General features: G+C 66.3%; 12 protein-coding genes. All 12 read right to left on the reverse strand.

The annotated features are described in order from the left end of the window. Positions 1–12 precede the first annotated feature (12 nt). The 12 genes from CMASS_RS07050 to CMASS_RS07105 all read right to left on the reverse strand — a co-directional run bounded on the left by CMASS_RS07050 (position 13) and on the right by CMASS_RS07105 (position 15815). Complete coding sequence (locus CMASS_RS07050; protein ID WP_022862312.1) at positions 13–717, reverse strand: YggS family pyridoxal phosphate-dependent enzyme; 705 nt, start codon at positions 715–717, stop codon at positions 13–15. Next, positions 710–1420 (reverse strand): peptidoglycan editing factor PgeF, encoded by a 711-nt coding sequence (pgeF, locus tag CMASS_RS07055; RefSeq protein WP_033399439.1) that lies wholly within the window; start codon positions 1418–1420, stop codon positions 710–712. The genes CMASS_RS07050 and pgeF overlap by 8 nt, the downstream gene beginning before the upstream one ends. A 119-nt stretch (positions 1421–1539) precedes the next feature. Then, entirely contained in the window at positions 1540–2871 is a 1332-nt protein-coding gene (gene ftsZ / locus CMASS_RS07060; protein ID WP_022862314.1) for a cell division protein FtsZ, read from the reverse strand. Positions 2872–3087: 216 nt separating this feature from the next. Then, positions 3088–3786 (reverse strand): cell division protein FtsQ/DivIB, encoded by a 699-nt coding sequence (locus CMASS_RS07065; protein ID WP_022862315.1) that lies wholly within the window; start codon positions 3784–3786, stop codon positions 3088–3090. Further along, positions 3786–5249 (reverse strand): UDP-N-acetylmuramate--L-alanine ligase, encoded by a 1464-nt coding sequence (gene murC / locus CMASS_RS07070; protein ID WP_051126778.1) that lies wholly within the window; start codon positions 5247–5249, stop codon positions 3786–3788. The genes CMASS_RS07065 and murC overlap by 1 nt, the downstream gene beginning before the upstream one ends. Positions 5250–5269: 20 nt before the next feature. Next, positions 5270–6388, reverse strand: a complete 1119-nt coding sequence (gene murG, locus CMASS_RS07075; RefSeq protein ID WP_022862317.1) for an undecaprenyldiphospho-muramoylpentapeptide beta-N-acetylglucosaminyltransferase — start codon at positions 6386–6388, stop codon at positions 5270–5272. Between the two features lie 10 nt (positions 6389–6398). Continuing rightward, complete coding sequence (locus CMASS_RS07080; protein WP_022862318.1) at positions 6399–8003, reverse strand: FtsW/RodA/SpoVE family cell cycle protein; 1605 nt, start codon at positions 8001–8003, stop codon at positions 6399–6401. A gap of 37 nt (positions 8004–8040) precedes the next feature. Further along, on the reverse strand, positions 8041–9507 hold the full coding sequence (gene murD, locus CMASS_RS07085; protein ID WP_051126779.1) for a UDP-N-acetylmuramoyl-L-alanine--D-glutamate ligase: 1467 nt from the start codon (positions 9505–9507) through the stop codon (positions 8041–8043). Between the two features lie 3 nt (positions 9508–9510). After that, entirely contained in the window at positions 9511–10617 is a 1107-nt protein-coding gene (mraY, locus tag CMASS_RS07090) for a phospho-N-acetylmuramoyl-pentapeptide-transferase (protein ID WP_022862320.1), read from the reverse strand. Positions 10618–10718: 101 nt separating this feature from the next. Next, positions 10719–12311: a UDP-N-acetylmuramoyl-tripeptide--D-alanyl-D-alanine ligase gene (locus tag CMASS_RS07095; RefSeq protein WP_022862321.1), complete on the reverse strand. Its 1593-nt coding sequence runs from the start codon at positions 12309–12311 to the stop codon at positions 10719–10721. Beyond that, the gene (locus CMASS_RS07100) at positions 12308–13927 is read right to left on the reverse strand and encodes a UDP-N-acetylmuramoyl-L-alanyl-D-glutamate--2,6-diaminopimelate ligase (RefSeq protein WP_022862322.1); all 1620 of its coding nucleotides are present in this window, start codon (positions 13925–13927) and stop codon (positions 12308–12310) included. The genes CMASS_RS07095 and CMASS_RS07100 overlap by 4 nt, the downstream gene beginning before the upstream one ends. A gap of 19 nt (positions 13928–13946) precedes the next feature. After that, positions 13947–15815: a peptidoglycan D,D-transpeptidase FtsI family protein gene (locus CMASS_RS07105; protein ID WP_022862323.1), complete on the reverse strand. Its 1869-nt coding sequence runs from the start codon at positions 15813–15815 to the stop codon at positions 13947–13949. Positions 15816–15887: the final 72 nt, after the last annotated feature.

Raw genomic sequence — 15887 nt, forward strand, 5'->3', positions numbered from 1 at the left:
TTTGCGTGTCACCTAACCTACTGGCCGCGGGCCGAGGATACCTGTTCCGACACGCACAATATTGCTCCCGGCGGCCACCGCCGCGGGAAGATCCGCACTCATTCCCGCAGACAGTTTCAGCGGCCGCTCGAGACGCTCCGCCCAGCTATCGCACACCGACCGGACGGTGGAAAACACTGTGAATGCGTCCGCCTCCACCGGAGGGACCACCATGAAGCCCGCCAGCTCGAGCCCCGGAAGTTCTTCCACCTCCGCGACCAGTTCGTCCACCCCGTCCGGCGCGACACCGCCGCGCTGAGCATCGGCGTCCGCCGAGTACTGAATAAACACCGGCAGGTTTCCGGTTCGCTGTTCCCGCTCGTGTGCCAAGGCCACCCCACGATCCAACCCGCGGGCCAGCTTGACGGAATCGACCGAGTGGACACTCGCCGCCCACCGCGCCACGTGGTTGGCCTTCTTCGACTGCACCTGGCCGATCATGTGGAAGTTCATCCCTGGCACCTCCGCCGCTTTGGCGCGCGCCTCCTGCTCGCGGTTTTCTCCCACGTCTTTCACCCCGAGCTCACCGAGCAGCGCGACATCGCGAGCCGGGTGAAACTTGGTCACCGGCAGAAGTTCAGGCACGTCGTGGCGCCCGTTATCTGCCGCGAGCCGCGCAAGCGTAGCGCGCGTTTCCGCCAGCTTCTCGTGCAGCTCGGCCTTCCTGTCGTTATCCATTCGTGGATTCCTCCTCAGTCAGCCAAATCAGCCCGGCCTGACGGCCGGTGGTCCCGCTGCGGCGGTACGAAAAGAAAGTGTCATCCGCGATGGTGCACCGCGGATCCACCTGCACCGACGTCACCCCTAGGCCGTGCAGTTGCTTGACGATGCCCGCCCGCACGTCAATCCCCGGCGTTCCCTTGCGGGTTCGGGCCTTCGACCCGGGCAGGTGGGCTTCTACGTCGTCGGACATGGCCTGCGGCACCTCGTAGTTGTCGCCGGAGGCAGCTGGGCCAATGAGCGCCGCGATATTCCGCGCACTCGCGCCGCACTCCTCCATCACGCGGATGGTTTGTGCCACCACCCCGTTGCGGGCGCCCATCCGACCTGCGTGGACGGCGGCGACGACGCGCGCCTTTCCATCGGCAAGCAGCACCGGCGTACAGTCCGCCACGAGCACGCCCAATGCCAGGCCAGGCTGAGTAGTCACCAGGGCATCGGTGGCCGGGACCGGCTCGGCCGACGGCGCATCAACCACCGTGACGGTGTTGGTGTGCAGCTGTTCCATCCACACCAGCTGGCGGGGCTCTAGCCCGACGGCCCGCGCGAGGCGGCGGCGATTCGATTCCACCGCGGCGGGATCATCGCCCACGTGGTGGGCCAGATTGAAAGAATCGTACGGAGACGCCGACGCCCCTCCCGCACGGGAAGTAAAAACCATGCGGAAGGGGCGTTGTTCTGGGTGCGCTGCGGATGCGTTGGCCGCGGTGGTTCCTGCGCGGCCGGATTCCTCGCTTGCTGACATAGGGTCAACCCTACCGTCAGCAGTTCGCTGCAGATTTAGCGCATGAAGTCCGGGATATCCAGGTCGTCATCGTCGTCGCGGACGTCCCCGCGCGAGCCCGCGCCACCGGCGCGGAAGCTCTCCCGCTCGGAGCCCGGCTCGAACCGGTCACCGCGGGTGAACAGGCCACCCTCGTCGCCGGCGCGACGTGGTTCCGCCTGGCGCGGATCCGCCTGGCGCGGCTCTGCCTGGCGGCCCGGCTCCTCGCCGCGGTACTCGTGGCGCGGGACGTAGTCGTCGTGGCCCTGGCCGTCAGCCTGCGGGGAGCCGAAGAGGGAGCCGGAACGACGCGGTTCGCGGATGGCGTCGTTGGTCACCTGCTGACCTCGGGCCGGCCCCGCAGCGCTGGTAGCCTGCGCCGGCTCCTCCGGCACCTGGTTGGCCTCAGCGTCAAAGCCCGTAGCGATGATGGTGACGCGCACTTCATCACCCAGGTTGTCGTCGATGATGGTGCCGAAGATGAGGTTGACGTCGCGGTCGGCCTTCTCCTCCACCATGGACGAGGCCTCGTACACTTCCTGCAGGCCCAAATCGGAACCGCCGGCGACGGACAGCAGCACGCCCTTGGCGCCTTCCATTGTCGCCTCAAGCAGCGGAGAGTTAATGGCCTGCTCGGCCGCGGCCATGACGCGGTTATCACCGCGAGAGGAACCGACCCCCATGAGCGCGGAGCCGGCATCCGCCATGACCGAGCGCACGTCGGCGAAGTCGACGTTGATCATGCCCGGGATGAGGATGAGGTTCGAGATACCCTGCACGCCGTTGTAGAGAACCTCATCGGCGGCACGGAACGCCTCCATCATCGACAGGTTCTCATCGCCCAGCTGGAGCAGGCGGTCGTTCGGGATGACGATGAGGGTGTCGCAGACCTCGCGCAGGGCCTCGATGCCCTCCATAGCCTGGCGGGTGCGGCGCGCGCCCTCGAACTTGAACGGGCGGGTTACCACGCCAACGGTCAGCGAGCCCTGCTTCTTGGCGATGGACGCAACCACCGGCGCCGCGCCGGTGCCGGTTCCGCCGCCCTCACCGGCGGTGACGAAAACCATGTCCGCGCCCGCCAGGGAATCCTCGATCTCGGACTTGTGATCCTCCGCGGAAGTACGCCCGACCTCCGGGTTCGCACCGGCACCCAGGCCGCGGGTGGCCTCGCGACCGATGTCGAGCTTCACGTCGGCGTCGGAGAAGATGAGGGCCTGTGAGTCCGTGTTGATGGCTACGAACTGGACCCCTTTAAGCCCTTCTTCGATCATGCGGTTGACAGCGTTAACGCCGCCGCCGCCGACACCAACGACCTTGATGTCGGCGAGATTGTTGCTCGGAGTGCTCATGGAGGTGAACTCACCTTTCGCTGTATTTGTCGTACTGTGCAGAACCTTAAACGAGGAATGTGCTTGGCCACCCAGTGAGTGAAAAGCAGTCGCTTTCCATCTTTAATGACACGGCTGAAATTTTAGCGTTCATTTGGCGCGTGTCGGTACCCTCAACCTTTACTTTAGGGTTATCTACCTTGGGTTTTACGGTGGCCACCGTAGGTATTGGGCCCGTTAGCGCGCGCCCACTAATTCTGGGTTAGACACGTCGAACGACGTTCCTTCCAACTGCAACGCGGCCGCCATCGCCCGCGCCTTGTTGGCGTTGTCTTCGTCCGCACCCCAGTAGACGGTGCGATTGTCGCGCAGGTGCAACCGCATCGAGTAGCGCTCCTCGATATCGAGCGTGCCCACCTGACCGCGCAGGTCGTCCGGCAGCGCCGCGAGGACAGCCACCGCCTCTTCCATCTCCGGGGTGTGCAAGGCGTCTGCGTCCTCGCCGCTGTCATCCGGGGTACCGGTATCACCCGTAATCTCCACTGCGCCGACGGGCGGTTCCCCTTCCGCGAAGTCCTCGCCCCGGTCATCGATAAGCCGGGTCTTGCCGTCGTCTTTCACGAACGCCACCGGGGTGTGTTCTGTCAGCTTCACCTTGACAGACGAGGGAAACGACCGGCTCACGGTCGCCGAGGCCACCCACGGAAGTGCCGCGACGTCACGCGCCGCCTCGCCGACGTCCACGCGGACCAGGTTGTCGCCGTGGTGAATGCCGCTGGCTTCTTCGACCTCTTCGGCCGACAGCTCCTTGGTCCCGGAGACCTTCACCTCCGAGACGCGGAAGACGGGCACCGACCAGACCGCGACCCCGCAGACCACCGCCACGGCGAGCAGCGCCGCGATGATGCCGGCAATCGACTTTTTGGACAAGCGCACTAGTCAGCAGCCTCCTCAGCACGCTGGTTGAGGGCGTCGAGGATCTCATCGGCAAGCATGGTGACCGACCCCGCCCCCACGGTGAGGACGATGTCGTGTTCGCCCACCAGCTCAGCCACGGTCTGTGGCGCGGCGGTGAAGTCCGGCTCGAAACGCACCGTGGTGCCGTGCCCGATCTTCTCCGTGATGATGCGGGAGGTCACGCCCTCTACCGGCTTTTCGCGCGCGCCGAAGATGTCGAGGACCACGGCGGCATCGGCAAGCGAAAGCGCCTCGGCGAACTCCGCCGCGAACTCGATGGTGCGCGAGTATAGGTGCGGCTGGAAGCAGGCGATGACGCGACCGCCCTTGCCCTCGGCGTCGACCTGCCCGCGCGCTGCGGACAGCACTGCCTGCACCTCCGTGGGGTGATGGGCGTAGTCGTCGTAGACCCGCGCGCCCGCCGCCGGGCCGCGATCCACGGTGCCGTGGTAATCAAAGCGGCGGCGCACCCCGGCGAACTCGGAAATCCCGCGCGCGAGTTTGTCCACTGCCCCGCCGGCGAAAGCGCCGGCAAGCAGGGCGGCGGACGCGTTCAGCACCATGTGGTGGCCCGGGATCTGCACGCCGTACCCCACCTCGCTTACCTGCTGGTCGTCCTGGCCGGGCAGGCCCTGCAGCCGGGCGGTGACGTGGGTGCCTCCGCCCGCGACGTCCTCGCCCACAATCTCGCACCCCAGCGGGATGTCCGGATGGTTGGCGCGCGCGACGTCGCCTCGTCCGTAGCCTACGACGGTGATGCCACGCTGCATCGCACGCCGACCCAGCCGGGCGGCGTTATCGTCCTCGACGCAGACAATGAGTACGCCGGAGTCTTTGAGCCGGTCAGCGAAGTCATCAAAGACCTGGAAGTAGGCCTCGCGGGTGCCAAAGTAATCGAGGTGATCGGGCTCAATATTGGTCACCACGGCCACGTCCGGCTCGTAGCGCAGCAGCGAGGCATCCGACTCATCCGCCTCGGCAACGAAAGCCGTGCCGGTGCCGTGATGGGCGTTCGTGCCCGCGCGGTTGAGCTGCCCGCCGATAGCGAAGGACGGATCCTCCCCCGCCGTCTGCAGGGCGCTGACCGTCAGCGACGTCGTGGAGGTCTTGCCGTGGGTTCCGGCCAGCAGGATCTGGCGGCGCCCCTGCATGAGCTCGGCGAGGAGATCCGAGCGGCGGATCACCTCGATGCCCTTCTCCCGCGCGGCCACCAGCTCCGGGTTATCCTGCGGGATCGCCGCAAAGGAGGTCACCACGCAGGTGGGCTCCTGTCCGCCCAGGGTGAGGTTTTCGGCAGCGTGCCCCACGGCAATGGACGCGCCTATGGTGCGCAACACTTCCACCGGCGTGGAGTCTTTCATATCGGATCCGGTGACCTGGCTGCCCCGAGCAAGCAGGATGCGCGCCAAACCGGACATCCCTGCTCCGCCGATGCCGATCATGTGTACCCGGCTGAGATCACTCACTTGCAGGCTCCCTTATCGTCCGTATCCTTCGCATCTTCTGCATCGCCGCGCACCGCCTGAACGATGCGGCTAGCGATCACGGCGGCTGCCTCGCCCGCCTCGTTGTGGGCGGCGGCGTCCCGCATCGCCCTGAACGTATCCGCGTCACCAAGAATGTCTTCGACCGCGGCGCGCAAACGCTCTGGGGTGAGGTCGGCATCATCGATCTGGCGTGCCGCGCCGGCTGCAACCACGTCCTTGCAGTTGAGCGCCTGCTCGCCGTTGCCGTGCGGAAGCGGAACGTAGATAGCCGGCACCCCGGCGGCCGTCACTTCGGCGACGGTCATCGCGCCCGAGCGGCACACCATGAGATCCGCAACGGCGAGCGCGCCCGCCATATCGTCGATATACGGCACCGCGACGTAATGCTCGCGGGCAGCGGGCGCCTCGTTCTTTTTCCCGTAAGCGTGGAGGATCTGGTAGTTCTCCGTCAGCTCCGGGGCGGCCCCTGCCACTGCCTTATTGATGGACTGCGCACCCTGGGACCCACCGGTGACCACGATAGTCGGCCGATCCGCATCCAGACCCCACTTTTCCCGCGCACGGGCAGCCACCGTTCCGTTCGGGTCCGCTCCCATGCCCGGGCGCACGGGGATGCCCACGACCTCGCCCGGCATACCGGAATCGGCGTGCGCGTTAAACCCGGTGCCGCCCATGCGAACGCCGAGCTTGTTGGCGATGCCGGACAATGCGTTGGTCTCCAACACGAAGAAAGGGATGCCGAGCGAGCGGGCTGCCAGGTACGCCGAGGCCGCCACGTAGCCGCCGGTGCCGAAAACGGCATCGGCCTTGGCCTTTTTCAACACGCGGCGCGTCTCCCGCACCGATTTCGAAATGGTGAAAGGCAGCGCAAAGGTCTGCTTCGACAGCTTCCGCGGAATGGGCACCGGGGTGACGAGCTCCAAGTCGAAGCCGCGTTGCGGGATGATGTCGCGCTCGAGGCCCTTGGTCGTGCCGAGCGCGGTCACACGCGCCCCGTAGTGGGCGCGCAATTCCTCGCCTACCGCGAGTGCGGGTTCAATGTGGCCGGCAGTGCCGCCACCTGCGATAACGATGGATAAAGAGTGCGGATCCATGCGCTATACGCTACCAGCGCGGCGAGTTGCCTCCGCGACCGCCGCGGCCTGGGCGGCCACTGCCTCCCGCGCGGCGGGCGTCACCCGCTCGGCGACTTCCGTCTTCCCGGCGACTCCCGTCTGCCCGGCGACTTCCGCCTTCCCGGCGGGCGGAACGGGTCACGCGACCGTCATGGCCTCCGTCGCCGCGTCCCGCGGCACGCCCGCCAGTCACCGATGGGCCGAATCGCCGCTCGTGCGAGCTCGCCCCCTCGGCCCCGCGGGTGCCGCGGGCCCGGCTGCCGGCGGTCAGCACCGAATCGCGCGGGGCACCGGTGCCATCCGCCCGGCGTTTGCCGCCGCGGCGCGGCGCACCCAGCGGCTCGGGCTCCGGAATGGCAAAGAGCCGATCGAACAACGGCCGGCCGTAGTTCTGCATCGCGGAGATCTGCTCCGGCTCGTGCCGGGCCACGTTGCACAGAAGCCCCATCGAGCCAATGGTGATGATCGCCGCGGTGCCGCCGGCAGAGATCATCGGCAGCTGAATGCCGGTCACGGGCAGCAGGCCGATGACGTAGCCGATGTTGAAAAAGGCCTGCGAGACCACGCCGGCAGTCAGCGTCGCGGCAACCAAGGACTGGAACTGCGACTGCGCGCGCATCGCGGTCCGGATGCCGAAGAAACCTAGGGCCGTAAACAGGAAGATGACCAGCAAGCCGCCCCACAGGCCCAGCTCCTCACCGACGATGGCGAAGACAAAGTCGTTCTTGGCCTCCGGCAGGTAGAACCACTTGGCGCGCGATTGCCCGATACCGACGCCGCCGAGGCCACCGTCCGCCAGTGACAAAAAGCCCTGGTACGCCTGGAATCCCGTCCCTTGCGTGTCCTCAATATTTCCGCGCAGGGCGTCGAAATAGGTGTGGAAGCGGTGCGAGCGGAATCCGCCGCCCAAAAAGACAAAGACCATTGCGGCAAACGCAAAAGCAATGACCGTGCCCACGACCCGCAGGTCCACGCCCGCGAAGAAGAGTGTCGCCAGCACCACGAGGGCGAACGACATGGCCATGCCCAAATCGCCCTGCAGCAAGATGAGGATGAACATCGCGCTCGACACAAGGGAATACGCCACGAACGGATCCCCCGGTCGCAGCGATTGATGCTTCTTGCCCGCCAGCGAGGTCGCGCCGAATAGGCCGATGGCCACGCGGGCGAACTCCGAGGGCTGCACCGAAATCGGCCCCAAGATGATCCACGACTGGGAACCGACCTCTTCCCTACCGGTGCCGACACCGGGGATGAGCACGGCAATAAGCAGCAAGAATGCCAGACCCAGAAGCCACGGGACGAGCACCCGGATCATTCGGGGCCGCATGCGCAACGCGACCCAGAACACGATGAGGCCTGCCACCACCATGAGGCTCTGGCGCACCGCCTGGTTCCACACCGATCCGGTGTCCGTCAGCGACGTCGCCGCGGACGAGGAAAACACCATCACCACGCCGATTCCGACGAGCAGGAAGATGATGATCCGCAGCACCAGGTAATCGAATCCCGGCAGCTTGGCCAGGTAATCGCTGGCAGACGCAAAACGCGTGCGCAGTGTGCTGCGCGGCCGCTTCGTCGTGGTTGCAGTCATGTGGCGAGTCTCCCCAGGGTGTGGTTGAAGCCGTGATTTAACTGTTCTGCGAGGCGCAGGTTCGGGCCACCGCGGCGGCAAACATGTCACCGCGCTGCGCCATGCCGGAGTACATGTCTAACGATGCAGCAGCAGGCGCCAAAAGGACGGTATCGCCGGCGACGGCGTGTCGTCGCGCCGCTGCGGCGACCTCCTCCATTGCCCCTTGCGGGTCGGTGTTCGCAATGCTTTCCACCGGCACCGTCGGGGCATTTTCGGCCAAAGCCGCGGCGAGGATGTTGCGATCCTGCCCCACCAGAACGACCGCGCGCAGGCGGTCGCCGTGCTTGGCGATGACCTCGTGCACATCCGCGCCCTTAAGCTGCCCGCCCGCGATCCACACCACGCTGTCTGCCGCCGAAAGGGCGGCGTCCGCGGCGTGCGGGTTGGTCGCTTTGGAATTGTCGATGTACGTCACGCCCCCATCGCGCGCGACGACCGCGCCGCGGTGCCCGTCGACGGAGTAGGCGGCGAGGCCCGCGGCCACGGCCCGAGCGCTGGCCCCGGCCGCGCGGGCGGCGGTGGCGGCAGCGGCGGCATCGTAAAGCCCGGCAGTCCCCGGCGGCTCAATCCCGGTAGCCGGACCGAGGTCAGCCACTTCCCCAGCGACCCCGTTGTCGACGAGGCGGCCTCGCTCGACACCGACCTCGCCGTGCTCGGGGGCGCCGAGGGTGAACGCGAAGGCGGTCTCCGCCAGCTTTCCGGTGGCGCGCAGCCGGTCAGCCTGTTGGACCACGGCGGCATCGTCACGCCCCAGCACCGCTACCTCACCGCTAAGGATCTTGCCCTTCGCCGCCGCGTAGGATTCCAGGGACCCGTGCCAGTCCAGGTGGTCGCCGGCCACGTTGAGCAACACTCCCACGTGCGGGGCAAGGGTGGTCGACCAGTGCAGTTGGAACGACGACAGCTCGACGACGAGGACGTCTACCCGGTCCGAATCGGCGAGCAGCTCAAAGACGGACCGGCCGATATTCCCGGCTGGCTCCGCTCGCCGGCCCGTGGCCTGCGCATCCGCTTGCATGATCTCGGCCAGCATGCCGGTCGTCGTGGTCTTGCCGTTCGTTCCGGTCACGGCCAGCCACGTCCGCGGCGAGCCGAAGCGACCGGCGCGATCCAACCGCCAGGCCAGCTCTACGTCACCGATGACCTCGATGCCGTGTTGCTGGAATGCCACCAGCACGGGCGAATCCGGGCGCCACCCTGGCGAGGTAACCACAAAATCTGGGCGCAGGGTACCGTCGCGCACATTCCCGAGTGCCGCGTCGCTGGTCATCCCCTTCGCATCCGGGCATTCGGACAACGCCCGCGCCAAGTTCTCCTCGTTGGCATCGACCACGGTGACGGCTGCGCCCAGCGCGACCAGCGTGCGTACGCAGCCGCGGCCGGAAACCCCGGCGCCGGTGACGACGACGTGCTGGCCGGCCAAGCCACGGGTAGTTGCGGAGGGAGCTGTAGCAGTATCCATGGGTTACAGCCCCAAGCCGGAGCCCTGCAGCCACTCGCCGTAGAAGAGGGCTGCGCCTCCCATGGCCGCCATACCGGACAGCAACCAGAAGCGAATCACCACGGCGGTCTCGGGCCAGCCGCCGTTTTCGAAGTGGTGGTGGATGGGCGCCATGCGGAAGAAGCGACGCTTGGTGGTGCGGAACACCGCGACCTGGATGACCACGGAAGCGGCCTCGACGACGAACAGGGCGCCGATGATGATCATGAGCAGCTCGGTGCGGGTAGTGACCGACAGGCCGGCGACGAGGCCGCCAAGTGCGAGGGAGCCGGTATCGCCCATGAAGATTTTGGCCGGCGCGGCGTTCCACCACAGGAACCCGAGGCAGCCGCCCAAGCCCGCGGCGGCAAGCACCGCGAGGTCGAGGGGATCGCGCACCTCGTAGCAGCCCGCGGACCACCCGAAGGCGCAGGAATTGCGGAACTGCCAGAAGGTGATGATGACGTACGCGCCCAGGGTCAACGCGGTGGAACCGGCCGCCAAGCCGTCCAGCCCGTCGGTGAGATTGACCGCGTTCGACCACGCCGCGATGAGGATGTACATGAAGACCAAAAACGCGATGGTGCCGATGATGCCGCCGCCGATGGCGATATCAACCGTGTCGATGTCGCGGATGAACGACAGCTTCTCCGAGCCGGGGGTCACCCCGTGCTCGTCCGGGAACTGGAGGACAAGGATGCCGAAGACCAGCGCGATGACCAGCTGCCCGACGAGCTTGGCCGTCTTATTCAGCCCCAGGTTCCGGGCCTTAAACAGCTTGATGAAGTCATCGGCGAAACCGAGCGCGCCCGCGCCCAGTGTCAGAAACAGCACGAGCAAACCCGACGCGGTAAAACCGTCGTGGCCGGTGGCGACGCCGTAAATCCCCGCCGCCAGGTAGGCCACCACGATGCCGACGATGATGGCGACACCACCCATCGTCGGAGTACCGCGCTTCCGCAGGTGCGACTTGGGGCCTTCCTCACGGATTTCCTGCCCCTTGCCCGCATCGGAGAAATAACGGATGACGGCGGGGGTGGTGAAAATCGCAACGAGGAAGCTCACGATTCCCGCGATGATGATCTGGGTCAATTGACTCGGTTCCTTCTCACAGCTAAATGCGTCACACACATCCCCGGCTGGTGGGGCCGGCCGGATGCTTATGGCGTGTCATTGTCAGGCTACTGCTAGCTTTACTCGTCGCCTGCCGAGGGGGCCTCGCCCACCGCGCCGGCGTGGCCGGGCGCAGTGTCACGCGCGCCGCCAGTCGGCCCGACGAGCGCGTCCGCCACCCGCCAGAGCCCGGCCGCGTTCGACGCCTTGACTAGGACGACGTCCTTCTCCTTGCGTACGCTCCACTCCTCCACCCCGGCGGGCGGGGTACGTAGGATTTCTGCGGCGGCCGCAGCGGCGTGGTCCACGTCCGCGACCTGCGTGGTGGCAATGCCACGCTCGCGCGCTGCTGCAACAAGAGCCGAGCACACCGGGGTCTCCCCCACCACGATGAGGTGGCTGACGTGGTACTTAGCCAAGTCCGCGCCGACCTGCCGGTGGGCGCTTTCTGCCTCCCCGCCGAGTTCGTTCATTTCGCCCAAGACCGCGATGGACCGTGCATCCGGGCGAGCCGCGGTGGTATAGCCCAGCGCGGCGATGGCCGCCCGCATCGATTCCGGGTTCGCGTTGTACGAATCGTTGATCACGGTCACCCCGTCGTTCCGGGTGACCACGTCCATGCGGTGAGCCGATGCGTTGCGATGCCCACCTAACGCCGCCACGACGTCCGCTGCCGGGAGCCCCGCCTCGCAGGCCGCGGCCGCCGCGGCGAGCGCGTTGGACACCTGGTGGGCGCCGAATACCTGGAGTTTGACGCGGATCGGCTCCGCCTGTGGCGAGTGGAAAGTAAAGGACGGGCGCGCCACGGCGTCGAGTTCGATTTCGGTGGCGTAGTAATCGGCCTTTCGGTCCGCCGTGGAGTAGTACACGACCTTCGCCTCCGTGCGGCTGGCCATGGCGGACACGAACTGGTCATCCGCATTGAGCACGGCCACGCCGCCCTCGGCGGCCGCCGGCAGCGCTTCGACCAACTCGCCCTTGGCGCGGGCGATGTTGTCCCGCGATCCGAATTCTCCTAAGTGCGCGGTACCCACGTTGAGCACAATGCCGATGCGCGGGCGGGCGATGGTGGCAAGGTGCCGGATGTGGCCGATGCCGCGCGCGGACATCTCCGCCACGAAGTACTTCGTATTCGGATCGCACCTCAAAGCGGTGTACGGGTGCCCGATTTCATTGTTGAACGAACCTGGCGGCGCGACGGTGTTTCCGTCTTCCCGCAGCACGCTCGCAAGGAGATCTTTCGTCGACGTCTTGCCGGCAGAACCCGTCACACCCACGACGTTGAGGCCAGATTCGCGCACCAGCCGGGTGGTCACCGCGCGGGCCAAGTCGGACAGGGCGCGAACCACAACGGCCGCGGAACCATCCGCGTCGTTGGCGTAAATGTCAGCGTTGGAGCCTTCTCCCTCGGCGCGCCCCTGCGGTTCGACCACGATGGCAGGAACACCAACGGGGCGGGCGGCGAGTACGGCCGTCGCTCCGCCACGCACCGCGTCAGCGGCGAAATCGTGGCCATCGACACGCGCGCCCGGCAAGGCAACGAACAGAGCCCCGTCAGACACCCGGCGGGAGTCGAACTCTACCGGGCCAGTGACCTGCGCGTCCGGGTCGTCGACGTGGTCCAGCCGGCCGCCGACGATGTCCGCAATCTCCTGCACACTCAATGCGATCATTGCTGCTCCTTCTCCGTTGCGCAGCTGTTTTCATGCACAATCGTATCCCCGCCAGCGGAATCTGCATGTCCGCGCCCGGACAGCTTCTCCTCCACCGCGCGGGCCAACTCTTCCCGGTCGTCGAAGTGGATGGTCTCCGTGCCCACGATTTGGCCAACCTCGTGGCCTTTGCCCACGACAATGACCGCGTCGCCGGTACCGACCCAATCCACCGCCACGTCAATCGCGCGGGCGCGGGAGTCAACGTCGACTACCTCGACCTCCGTGGCGCGGTCATCGGCACGCAAGGCCTTTCGGGCGCCCTCCGCGACCGCCTGACGGATGGGTGCGGGGTCCTCGGTACGCGGGTTGTCATCGGTCACGACCACGAAGTCCGCCGCGGCGGCCGCCGCCCCCATCAGTGGGCGTTTAGTGGAGTCACGGTCGCCTCCCGCGCCGACCACGATGGCGATGCCGCCGCCTGGGTGCGGCGAGGCTTTGAGCTGCCCGCGCAGCGTCTGCAGCACCGCCTCGATGGCGGCAGGCTTATGCGCGTAGTCGACCACGGCGATGAAGTCCTGGCCACGGTCTACACGTTCCATGCGACCGGGCACCGCGACATTTTCGATGCCGCGGAGGAATTCCGTGAGCTCGACACCGTCCAGGCACGTTGCCATCCCCACCGCGAGGGCGGCATTGGCGATGTTGAACTCTCCCGGCAGCGGCAGGTGCAGCTCGTAAGCGTCATCGCCAATCGCCAAGGCGACATCCTGGGCACCGGTCGCATCGACGTCTTTCTGATGCGCATACACCCGTCCCGGTGCCTTTGCGTCGCGCACTTTAGCGGAGGTGCCCACGATGACCGGGGTGTGCCCGGCATCGCGTGCCACTTCGGCCATGCGCTGGCCCCAATCATCGTCAATGCAGCACACCGCATGTTCCGCCCCCTGCTTGCCGCCGAACAGGCGGGCCTTGGCCCAGAAGTACTCTTCCATGGTCGGGTGGAAGTCCAGGTGGTCCTGGCTCAAGTTGGTGAACCCTCCCACGGCGAACCGGGTTCCCGCCACGCGTCCGAGCTCCAGGGCGTGCGAAGAGACTTCCATGACCACGTGCGTAACGCCCTCGCTGACCATCCGCGCGAACAGTGCCTGCAACGTAGGCGCCTCCGGGGTGGTCAGGGTGGTCGGCACCGGCTCGCGGTTAATCCGGGTGCCCGTCGTGCCGATGAGCCCGACCGACTTCCCGGCTGCCAGTAGTCCGGCTTCGACGAGGTAGCTTGTCGTGGTCTTGCCGGAGGTGCCCGTGACCCCCACCACGGTGAGCTTGTCGGTCGGGTGACCGTAAATCTCGGCGGCCACGTGCCCCAGCACCGCGCGGATATCGGCTACCTCGATCACAGGGCGGCTCTCCCCTGCCGCACGGAGAATCTCCACGCCCTGCGCGTCGGTGAGGATAGCCGCTGCGGCGGGAGTATCGGCTGCGAACTGCGCGCCGTGCACGCGGGTGCCCGGGAGGGCGGCAAAGAGCGCACCGTCCGGCAGGGCCTTCGAGTCCAGCCCGATGTCGCGCACCTCCAGGTCGCCGTCACCGTGGATCGTTCCGTGCGCGATCTCATTTAGCGTGTGCAAAGTGCTCATGATGGTCAGTGCCTTTCTCCTAACCAGCCCGCAGGGTCAGGCGCGGTGCTTCGGGGGACGTGGGAATGTTGTCACGGTTTAACAGCCACTGCGCGATGTCTCTAAACACCGGCGCCGCCGACTGGCCGCCGGTGCCGTCGTCGTTGACGCCGGAAGTGGGCTCGTCGAGCATGATGGCCACGGCGAAACGGGGGTCATCGGCAGGCGCAACGCCGGCGAAGGTGATCCAGTAGCTGCTGTTGGAGTAGCCGCCGGTGTTTTCATCAACCTTCTGCGCGGTGCCCGTCTTGCCCGACAGCTGATAGGAATCGAGCGACGCGTTGGCCGCAGTGCCGTTTTGCAGACCGGCCGGATCTTCCTGGAAGACCGACCGCAGCATGTCCACGGTCGTCCGGGCGGTTTCGGGGCTGACCACTTGCGTCTTTTTCGGTTCCGCGCGCTCCGAGTCGCCGTCTTCGCCGGTGACCTCATCGATAATGCGCGGCTCGATGCGCTCGCCGTTGTTGCCCAAAGTTTGGTAGACGCTCGCCATCTGCAGCGTCGTCCACGACATGCCCTGGCCGATGGGCAAGTTGGCAAAGGTACCTTCGGACCACTTGTTTTCGGGCGGGACCAGACCGGTGGACTCGTTGGGCAGCTCGATGCCGGTGTCTTCGCCGATGCCGAACTTGTTTAGGTACTTGGCGTAAGTCTTCTGCCCCAGCTTGTCCGCCAGCATGAGCGTGCCCACGTTGGAGGACTTGCCAAAGATGCCGGTGGTGGTAAACGGTTCGACGCCGTGCGGCCACGCGTCGTTGACCGTTACGCCCGACATGTCGATGGATCCTGGCACCTGATGGACTTCGTCCGGGGTCGTGATCTTTTCTTCCAAGGACGCTGCGGCGGTTATGACCTTCGCTACCGAACCGGGCTCGTACGGGTACGAGACAGCCCGGTTTTCAAAGTCCTTTCCGTCCTTGATCTGCGAGTCGATGTCCTTATTGGGATCGATGGTGTCGGTATTCGCCATCGCGAGCACCTGCCCCGTGGCTACGTCGAGAACAACCGCTTCCGCCGCCTTAGCGTGCGAGTTCTTCTTCGCCTTCTCCAGCTTCTGCTGCACAAAGGCCTGCAGGTCAAGATCCAGGGTGAGCTTGACGTTCTTGCCGTCGGAAGATTGCACCTCGTCGCGCAACGTACCCGGGATGACCTGCCCGTCCGCGGAGACGTCCTCAGTCGATCGGCCATCGACGCCAGTGAGGGTGTCGTCGCCTGCGGCCTCGAACCCGAACTGTCCCTGGCCGTCCATGGAGACCTTGCCCACCACGTTTTCGGCAATGGACCCGTTCGGGTACTGCCGGATGTCCTGGTGGTCGGCGGCCAGGCCGTGGTACTCCTCGGCGATGTCCACCGCGACGTCCGGGTCGACGTTGCGCACCAACACCTCGTACTGCGTATCGGCCTTCAGCTTGTCCCGGATCTGCTTTTCGTCCACGGAATCCGTCTTGGTCCCCGCGCTTTTGAGCTTTTCCGGAATGCCCTTGGCCATCTCATCGAGCTTGGCCTCGACCTTTTTGTCCAGCAGCTTGTTGGTGTCATCTTCGCTCTTGCCCTCCAGCTCGCCGGACTGGGTGAGCTCCTGCTCCTGCTGCTCGCGGAGCTCGTCGCGCAGGCGCGTGGGCGAGACAGTCAGCGAACGTGCTTGCATCGTGTAAGCCAGGCGTTGACCTTCGCGGTCCGTGATGTCACCCCGGCGGGCCGGATCGACGTACACGTGGGAGCGCTGCGCGCTGGCTTTAGCGGACAGGTCCGGCCCCCATACGACCTGGACCCAGGCGAGGCGGATCATGAGCACGAGCATGACGATGACCAGCGCGCTGATGATGACGCGCAACCGTCGGCGCAACATGTCCGGCTGGCTGATACCGGCCGCCGCCGCGTCGCGTGTTGCCGGCGTGACCTTGTGGGCGCCTGCGTGTCC

The organism is Corynebacterium massiliense DSM 45435 (assembly GCF_028609805.1).
GTDB lineage: Bacteria > Actinomycetota > Actinomycetes > Mycobacteriales > Mycobacteriaceae > Corynebacterium > Corynebacterium massiliense.

Bases quoted from the DNA above. Each gene is read 5' to 3' on its own strand.
- CMASS_RS07080 (WP_022862318.1), bottom strand. From the start codon at position 8,003: ATGACTGCAACCACGACGAAGCGGCCGCGCAGCACACTGCGCACGCGT.
- CMASS_RS07105 (WP_022862323.1), bottom strand. From the start codon at position 15,815: ATGTTGCGCCGACGGTTGCGCGTCATCATCAGCGCGCTGGTCATCGTC.
- CMASS_RS07050 (WP_022862312.1), bottom strand. From the start codon at position 717: ATGGATAACGACAGGAAGGCCGAGCTGCACGAGAAGCTGGCGGAAACG.
- murD (WP_051126779.1), bottom strand. From the start codon at position 9,507: ATGGATACTGCTACAGCTCCCTCCGCAACTACCCGTGGCTTGGCCGGC.
- murC (WP_051126778.1), bottom strand. From the start codon at position 5,249: ATGATCGGCATCGGCGGAGCAGGGATGTCCGGTTTGGCGCGCATCCTG.
- pgeF (WP_033399439.1), bottom strand. From the start codon at position 1,420: ATGGTTTTTACTTCCCGTGCGGGAGGGGCGTCGGCGTCTCCGTACGAT.
- CMASS_RS07095 (WP_022862321.1), bottom strand. From the start codon at position 12,311: ATGATCGCATTGAGTGTGCAGGAGATTGCGGACATCGTCGGCGGCCGG.
- murG (WP_022862317.1), bottom strand. From the start codon at position 6,388: ATGGATCCGCACTCTTTATCCATCGTTATCGCAGGTGGCGGCACTGCC.
- ftsZ (WP_022862314.1), bottom strand. From the start codon at position 2,871: ATGAGCACTCCGAGCAACAATCTCGCCGACATCAAGGTCGTTGGTGTC.
- CMASS_RS07100 (WP_022862322.1), bottom strand. From the start codon at position 13,927: ATGAGCACTTTGCACACGCTAAATGAGATCGCGCACGGAACGATCCAC.